This window comes from Pseudomonas sp. IT-P294 (assembly GCF_949767865.1).
In the GTDB taxonomy this organism is placed as follows: domain Bacteria; phylum Pseudomonadota; class Gammaproteobacteria; order Pseudomonadales; family Pseudomonadaceae; genus Aquipseudomonas.
On the sequence record NZ_CATKQW010000014.1, the window covers coordinates 48,220 to 55,993 of the forward strand.

The 7,774-nt window shown below is 59.6% G+C and carries 5 protein-coding genes; 3 read left to right on the forward strand and 2 right to left on the reverse strand.

Going from position 1 to position 7,774, the window contains the following annotated elements; genetic code table 11:
- Nucleotides 1–26: 26 nt before the first annotated feature.
- Both ACM6I0_RS14465 and ACM6I0_RS14470 read right to left on the reverse strand, forming a co-directional pair.
- Nucleotides 27–3,440, reverse strand: coding sequence for an Ig-like domain-containing protein (locus ACM6I0_RS14465; RefSeq protein WP_414922636.1), 3,414 nt, complete (start codon nt 3,438–3,440; stop codon nt 27–29).
- Between the two features lie 285 nt (nt 3,441–3,725).
- Nucleotides 3,726–4,166, reverse strand: coding sequence for a hotdog fold domain-containing protein (locus ACM6I0_RS14470; RefSeq protein ID WP_222587391.1), 441 nt, complete (start codon nt 4,164–4,166; stop codon nt 3,726–3,728).
- A 165-nt stretch (nt 4,167–4,331) separates the two neighbouring features.
- Between ACM6I0_RS14470 and ACM6I0_RS14475 the strand changes: the two genes are divergently transcribed.
- The 3 genes from ACM6I0_RS14475 (at nt 4,332) to mqo (ending at nt 7,668) form a co-directional block, all read left to right on the forward strand.
- Nucleotides 4,332–4,967 carry a TetR/AcrR family transcriptional regulator gene (locus ACM6I0_RS14475; protein ID WP_414922637.1) on the forward strand — a complete coding sequence of 212 codons (636 nt, stop codon included), beginning with the start codon at nt 4,332–4,334 and terminating at the stop codon, nt 4,965–4,967.
- A 25-nt stretch (nt 4,968–4,992) separates the two neighbouring features.
- Nucleotides 4,993–5,703, forward strand: a complete 711-nt coding sequence (locus ACM6I0_RS14480) for a GNAT family N-acetyltransferase (RefSeq protein ID WP_414922638.1) — start codon at nt 4,993–4,995, stop codon at nt 5,701–5,703.
- A gap of 318 nt (nt 5,704–6,021) precedes the next feature.
- Nucleotides 6,022–7,668 carry a malate dehydrogenase (quinone) gene (gene mqo, locus ACM6I0_RS14485; protein ID WP_285432033.1) on the forward strand — a complete coding sequence of 549 codons (1,647 nt, stop codon included), beginning with the start codon at nt 6,022–6,024 and terminating at the stop codon, nt 7,666–7,668.
- The last annotated feature ends 106 nt before the right edge of the window (nt 7,669–7,774 follow it).

The following is a 7,774-nucleotide window of genomic DNA, read 5'->3' on the forward strand; positions in this document are numbered from 1 at the left end:
TGGACCGGGAGTCAACCGAAGTGTCTTTAATGCGCCGCGATCGGTGCCGTCAGCGTTTTGCCGAACGCCGAATTGACGGTGATGGTCGGGCTCGGTGTCGGGCCATTGCCGGTGGTGGTGACGGACACTCTCCAGCGAGCGCCCGCACCGGTTGGCGTGAGGGTCGCGGCGCCGAGGTTAAGCGGCCCGCCCGTGGTGGCCGCGCTGACAGTGATGGTATTGCCCGCCGCTCGCGAAGTCGTCCCGGCAATGTCCCAGGTGTAACGGTTGTTGCTGCGGGTGGTGACCGAGGCGCTGGTAACCGCCAGATCCTCGTTGACCGCTGCGGCAGAGACGGCCACGGACACCGTGGCCGGGCTCTGCGAGACGGCGTCCTTGGCGTCGCTGGCGTTATAGGTGAAGGTCGCCGTGAACGGCGCCGTGAACGGCGCCGGGACGATGGCCGGTGGTGTGTAAACGACGCGCACGCCATCTGTGCTGACCGAGCCCTGGCCGGAGTCTGGCTGGGTCAGGCCCACCACTTTTAGCGGCAGGTTGCCGTCGGGGTCGGTGTCGTTGGCCAACACGTTGATGGTCAGCGGCAAGCCGTTGTTGCTGGCGGCGCTGTCAGGGTTTGCCACCGGTTTTTTGTTGTCACCCTGGTTGTTGTCATCTTTGTTGCCGGTGCGGAAGGTGGGCAGTGCGGCGGAGTTGACATAGGTGACGCCATCCCAACCCGGCAAGGGCGTTGGCATCAACTGGAACTGGCCCGGATGCTCGACATCCCAACGCAACAGCATCGAGGAGTCCTCATGTTGGGTGTTGTGGCAATGTTCCATGTAAGTCCCGGCGAACTCGCGAAAGCGCAGCGCCACTTCGACATCCACCGAGCTGTCGATGCCTTCGCCGATGCGATAGACATCCTTGCGCGCGCCTTTTTCCCATTCCGGCGGTGCCTTGCCGTCGCGGCTGAGGATTACCCCTTCCTCGAAATGCACGTGCACCGGGTGGCTCCAGCCATTGCCGCCATTCTTGATCTTCCAGACTTCGAGCGTGCCGTCCCCGGAGAATCCGGCATCGGTCGGGCCGGTGGCCAATTGAGGTGCAGCAGAAATCCGGCGCGGGTCCATGTTGTAGCCCGCGCCGCCGTCAGTCTTGATGGTCCAGGGGGCTTCGTCGGTGCCGTCGGAACGGCCGAAAATGAATTCACGGTGGCGCGCGACCTTGAGTTTCGCCTGGTCGGCTGGGTTGTCGCGATCGATGGGCAGAGGAATCATGATTTTACCCGCCGGCTTGCCCGGTCTGGCTGGCTCGTAGTCGGCGGGATTCATGCTGACGTCTTGCCCGGTATATGGCTGCACCAGCAGTTGCAGGAATTTGCCCACGGTCGGGTCGCCCTTGTCCCATTGCGGGCCTTTGCTGGTTTGTTTGATCACCGCTTTGTACTTCTCGGACAACACGTCGGCCAGGGACAGTTCGTTTTTCTCCGGACCCTTACCGGTCTTGTGCTCCAGCAAGTTGACGAAGTACAGCTTGTCGCCGGACTTGATGCCGTTTTTCGCAAAATTGATGATGATGTCGAAGCGTTCGGCGATGCCTTGGGTCGGCAGGATTGCGTTGTGGTCTTGCCGGTCACCATCACCGTCCAGGTCCATGCTGCCGTCGAACGGCACGGCGTGTTCCATGAGATTGCCGTCGTTGGCGATCAGGTGGAACGGCACGCGGTTGTAGGACACACCTGAACCCGCCGGCCCCGGGAACTCGCCGCCATTGCCGCTGATTTCACGTACCACGGCAAGCTTGAAGAAGCGTGATACCGAGCCATTGAGAATGCGGAACCGATAACTGCGCGCCCGGACTTTCAAGCGTGGCTGATACTGCCAGTTGACCAGAATCTGGTCGCCGAGAAAGCCATCGGTGTTGAACGGGTTGAACCACAGCTGACCGTTTTCGTCCCAGGCCTTGTCGGCGACAACCAGGTTTACATCGTAGTCTCGATTGCCCCACGGTAGCGCCGAGCCGCTGGGCAGGCGCAGGTTGACGCCATCCTCGAAGGCCTCGTTGCCGCGATCTAGAGCGCTGTAGTAATTCATCATCACCGCGTTGCCCTTGTAGACATTCTGCGCGGTGAAATCGAGCATGTGGTCGTGGAACCAGTGGGTGCTCATGGTTTCACGCCAGTCGCCACGGATCTTGATGCTGCCGTTATCACAGGTCTTCAGGCCCGGGTTGGCATCGTTGACGAACAGCGTTTCGCCCGGCGAGCAAGGGAATGCGGCGCGTGGATCCTGCGCCGTGGTGTTGATGGTGTCGTAACCGGCCAGTTGCAGCGGCCAGCGATAATCGTAGTACTGCCCCGGAAAGAAAAACGCGTTGGCATAGCCGTCGCTTTCGGCGGGGGAGTGGCCGTTGTGTTCGTGGGTGCTGATGGTGTGCAGGCCAAAACCGGCGTTGGCCGCAGGGTCGATCGGCAGCGCGTTGTAATGGCGCATCAGGACGGGTTGACCGTAACGCACCATCAACAGCTTCGGCGGAAAGGTGCCGTCGAAGGTCCACAGTGACTTGTGATTCTGCAGCGGAAAATTGGGGTGAAAGCGCGTGTCGATGCCTTTTGTCGTGCCGGTCGTGGTCGGGATGTCCGAGGTCTGGTAGTAGAGCCCGCCTGGTCCGAATTCACCGACGGCGTAATTGTGCAATTGCCTGCGGTCGCGCATGCCAAGGTTGACCCGTGCACCCACTTGAACGGTTTTGTAAGCGACTTGCGGGAAGAACTCGTTCCAGCGCTGATGCGACCAGCCTTTTCCCGGTGGCCGTCCTTCGGCTGGCGAGCCCACGGGCTGACGGTTCAGGAACAATTCGATTTGCGCCTTCCACGGGTTGCGATCCAGCACGTTGGAAAATTGCGACGGAAACGGAAACAGCCCGGGCTGGCGCATGAAGGCGTCCAGCGCGGCACTGGAAGGAGCACTGCGGGCGACGCTGTTCGGGTCCTGCGTCGGCGCCGGGCCAACGGTGGGAACGGGAAAGGTCAACGGCGGTGCTGGCAATGTCGGGTCAAGTTTTTCTGTGCCGAATTCCTCATACAACAGCAATTGCTGGCTGAACGGCTGCGCCCCGAACAAGGGGCTGGGTTTGCCATTGGTGGGGAAGTTGAACGAGGTCTGCAAATCCGGCGGCAGCACGTTGTCGGCCCGTGGCGTGTCGCGGTTGCCGAACGCTCCGTTGGGCAGGGCGATGGCCCCTTGATTGGCCGGCGGCAGGCGTTTCAGCGCTTCGAGCGCAGCGGCGGGGTCGGCCGCAGGATTGGTGAAGGCTGAGGGATCTGTCGGCGGCGGTGGCCCGAAATCATCGAGCGGTGTGGCATTGACGGCGGTCAGGCTGAACGTCATCAGCATCATCGAGGTGATGCCCGACGCTAGCAAAAAGCCGGACGAGGTGTTCGCGGGAGCTGAGCTTTTCATGATGGGTCTCGTGGGGCATGCCGACATGACAGCGCTTGCCTTTGGTCCTGAGCAAAAGTTGTGCCCATCATGGATCCATAAAAATAGGTATTAAAATCATTGCCTTGGAGGTGGTGTGTCCAAAGTCGTGACTGAGAGGGTTTCCCAATTAGGGTGATATCCCTCACTGTCGGGGGACGGCGATTTCCTCACAGCGAAGCCTCGAGCTACGACGGGTGACGCCATTTTGTAACCGCTGGCGCAGCCTGCATCCGGCTGCGCCAGCGCCCGCAGATACGCGGGGCTTTACGAGAGTTTCACGTTCATGGTGATCCGCGCCGTGAACACCTTCTTGCCCTCGGCGTCATGAATGTCCACCGGCACGATCTTGTCGCCTTCGGTCTGCCAATCCACCGCTTCACCGTCGGCCACGGCCGTCACGTCGCTTTTGGCCTTGGCCAGGTATTCAACCGTCATGCCTTTTGGAATCCACCGCGCGCCAGCGGGAATGGACACGTCGGTCATCGTGCCGGCGGCCAATTCGGCGGCGTTGCACATCGCAATCGCGTGAACCGTGCCCAAATGGTTGGTGATTTCGCGGCTGAAGGGCACTTGCACGGTGGCATGGCCGGGGCGCAGCGCCGAGATCAGTGGGTTGATGGTGGTGAAATAGGGCGCCATCTGGCAGGCCATCTTGCTGAATGCTTGCGGGCCTACGCTGTTAAACATGCTGAGAACCTGACTCATTTTGAAGCCTCACTAAAGGGTGATTTTACAGAATGATGTTCTGTAACAGAATAATATTCTGTGACGGAACAGTATTCTGTCGAAGCGAAATCTGTCAACCTAGCGCGGCTTATTCATTTGGCAGACGACTGCCTTGTCATCGATTTTTCTTGGCCTGTGTTCAGCATGAAAACCGCAGATTTACTCGAGCGCTGCTACCCCGGCAGAAGAGCCGAACTTAAGCGCGACATCTTCAGAAAGGCCTTGGCCCTGTTCAACGAACAAGGGCTCGAAGCCACGACCATCGAAATGATTCGCGCCGAATGCGATACCAGCGTGGGCGCGATTTACCATCACTTCGGTAACAAGGAAGGCCTGGTGGCCGCTTTGTTTTTCACCGCGCTGGACGATCAGGCGCTGCTTCGCGACCGCTACCTTGCACAGGCCTCGACGACCGAAGAGGGTGTGCACGCGTTGGTGCACAGCTACGTCGATTGGGTGGACAGCCAGCCCGAGTGGGCGCGCTTCCAGTACCACGCCCGATTTGCCGTCACCAAAGGACCGTTCAAGGAAGAGCTGGCGAGTCGCAACAAGACGCGCAACCAAAAGCTTGGGCAGTGGCTGGCAGAGCCCGGTCGACGCGATGAGTTGAAGGCTTTTCCGGCCGAATTGTTGCCGTCGCTGATCATCGGCCAGGCCGACAGTTACTGCCGGGCATGGTTGTCGGGCCGGGTGACCGCCAGTCCGAAGGCCTATAGGGAGTTGCTGGCGGAAGCAGCGTGGCGATCAATCTGTGACAATAGCCACGCCGATGCCCAGTAAGTCTTTTCCCGGAGTCAGAATTTCAATGCCGCACCTCACCCACTTCAAGGTCCCGTGCCCGGAGCACATCAACAGCCAGATCCTGCAGATGGTCGTCGACAACCTGACCGACATCAGCATGGTCGGCATCGCGCCGAGCAACCCGCTGTACAACGTGTACCAGTACGCGGTGGGCTACGAAGTGCACCTGTACCTGGAAGCCCTCGGCGGCGGCAAAGGCATTGCGGTCGAGTTGATCGTCGCCACCGACGAAGACGACCCCGAGAAGGTCATCGGCTTTTTGCTGTACCTGCCGGTCAAGGACGATCCCGACGCGTGCGGTGTGGCCTACATGGCCGTCGACGCCGGCCATCGCCGTCGTGGTGTGGCGCGCGCCATGCTGCGCCAAATGATCGACCGCTACCCGCACGCCGAACTGACCTGCACCGTGGCCAAGGTGCCGTGGTTTGAGTCGATGGGCTTTCAGGTGCTTGGCGTGCGTGGCACGCAGGTGCTGATGAACACCCGCGACCACAGCAGTGAAGGCTTGATGGGACTGCTGGATGTCACATTTATCTACAGTTCTCTGGAAGTCCGGCAGATACATCACTACTTGCTGCAAAAGCATGGAAAGCGCGCGATGGTCGATGCTGAAAAGCAGCGTGACCGGCATTTGGACCAAATGACTCACAACGCCAAGGTGTTTGTGCTGAATCGTTTAGGCCCGAACGCGGCAAACGAACCGCGTCTGGACTAGACCCTCAAGTCCTTTCGAGAGCGCGCGGTCATCGAGCCGTGATATTCTGCGCGCCAACTTGTTTTGACCTATTCAGTTGGCCCGTCCTTGAGACGTGCCGACAGGATCAATGTCGCTCAAGTAGCTGAAGCCAATAATGATAAAAAGTCAGTTCAGTAGGGACATATAACTGAGGTCGATGGAGTCACGTCGGCCTTGTGTGCCCACCCTCCAATCCTTATACGCGAGCACCCCACGACATCCTGCCTGTATGCCGTGAAACAAGGGTTTCGTCGTGAGGATGGAAGGGCGGATGGCGTTTTATCATAGGTGCTACAGATGTTTAAGAAAATGAACACAGCCCTGCTGGGGCTGGCTTTGTCGATGGGGATCACGTCCGTTCACGCGGAAGAGGCAAAGAAAGTCGATGTGTTGCTGATCGGCGGCGGCATCATGAGTGCCACCTTGGGTGTCTGGCTCAATGAGCTGGAACCTGACCTGTCCATGGAAATGGTCGAGCGCCTCGACGGCGTCGCCCAGGAAAGCTCCAACGGCTGGAACAACGCCGGTACCGGTCACTCCGCCCTGGCCGAGTTGAACTACACCCCGGAAGACGAGAACGGCAAAGTCCAGATCCCGAAAGCCGTTGAAATCAACGAAGCGTTCCAGATCTCCCGTCAATTCTGGGCCTGGCAGGTTCAGCAAGGCGTGCTGAAAAACCCGCGTTCGTTCATCAATTCCACGCCACACATGAGCTTTGTGTGGGGCGATGACAACATCAAGTTCCTGAAGAAGCGCTACGAAGCCCTGCAAGCGAGCCCGCTGTTCGCCGGCATGCAATATTCCGAAGACCCGGCGGTGATCAAGAAGTGGGTTCCGCTGATGATGGAAGGGCGCGACCCGAACCAGAAAATCGCGGCCACCTGGACCCCGATCGGCACCGACGTGAACTTTGGTGAAATCACCCGCCAGTTCGTCGCGCACCTGCAAACCACCCCCAAGTTCGACTTGAAACTGTCTAGCGAAGTGCAAGACATCACCAAGAACGACGACGGCACCTGGCGCGTCAGCTACAAAAACCTGAAAGACGGCAGCAAAACCGAAACCGACGCCAAGTTCGTCTTCATCGGCGCGGGCGGTGGTGCACTGCACCTGCTGCAGAAGTCCGGCATTCCTGAAGCCAAGGAATACGCAGGCTTCCCGGTAGGCGGCTCGTTCCTGGTCACCGAAAACCCGACCATCGCCGAGCAACACCTGGCCAAGGCCTACGGTAAAGCCTCCGTTGGCGCACCGCCAATGTCGGTTCCGCACCTGGACACCCGTGTCCTGGACGGCAAGCGCGTTATCCTGTTTGGCCCATTCGCGACCTTCAGCACCAAGTTCCTGAAGGAAGGCTCGTACCTGGACCTGCTGACCACCACGACCACGCACAACGTGTGGCCAATGACCAAAGTCGGCATCAAGGAATACCCGCTGGTGGAGTACCTCGCCGGCCAACTGATGCTGTCTGACGAAGACCGCATGAACGCCCTGAAAGAATACTTCCCGAACGCCAAAGCCGAAGACTGGCGCCTGTGGCAAGCCGGCCAACGCGTGCAGATCATCAAGCGTGATGAAGCTGCCGGTGGCGTGCTGAAGCTGGGCACCGAGATCGTTGCTTCGCAAGACGGCACCATCGCCGGCCTGCTGGGCGCATCGCCAGGCGCATCGACTGCCGCGCCGATCATGCTGACCGTGCTGCAGAAAGTGTTCAAGGACAAGGTCGCAACGCCTGCCTGGCAGGAAAAACTGCACCAGATCGTGCCGAGCTATGGCACTCAACTGAACGGCAGCCCTGAGAAGGTCGCAGAGGAGTGGGCTTACACCGCCAAGGTGCTGCAACTGACTCCGCCGCCGGCGATTGGCCAGGTGGCGGCTCCGGTTGCTGCTCCGGCTGAAGCGCCAAAGGCCCCAAAGGCTAATGCTGCAAGCGATATGGCTTTGTAAGTAGAAGTCAGTCAAAAGCCCACTGAACCGGTGACGGTCAGTGGGCTTTTTTTGTGGGTGTGTCTCGTCCTGAATAAGGTTTACACCTTCTGGCTTCTGATCAGGG

Excerpts from the sequence above, each read along its gene's own strand:
- mqo (WP_285432033.1), top strand. The coding sequence starts at position 6,022 with ATGTTTAAGAAAATGAACACAGCCCTGCTGGGGCTGGCTTTGTCGATG.
- ACM6I0_RS14470 (WP_222587391.1), bottom strand. The coding sequence starts at position 4,166 with ATGAGTCAGGTTCTCAGCATGTTTAACAGCGTAGGCCCGCAAGCATTC.
- ACM6I0_RS14465 (WP_414922636.1), bottom strand. The coding sequence starts at position 3,440 with ATGAAAAGCTCAGCTCCCGCGAACACCTCGTCCGGCTTTTTGCTAGCG.
- ACM6I0_RS14480 (WP_414922638.1), top strand. The coding sequence starts at position 4,993 with ATGCCGCACCTCACCCACTTCAAGGTCCCGTGCCCGGAGCACATCAAC.
- ACM6I0_RS14475 (WP_414922637.1), top strand. The coding sequence starts at position 4,332 with ATGAAAACCGCAGATTTACTCGAGCGCTGCTACCCCGGCAGAAGAGCC.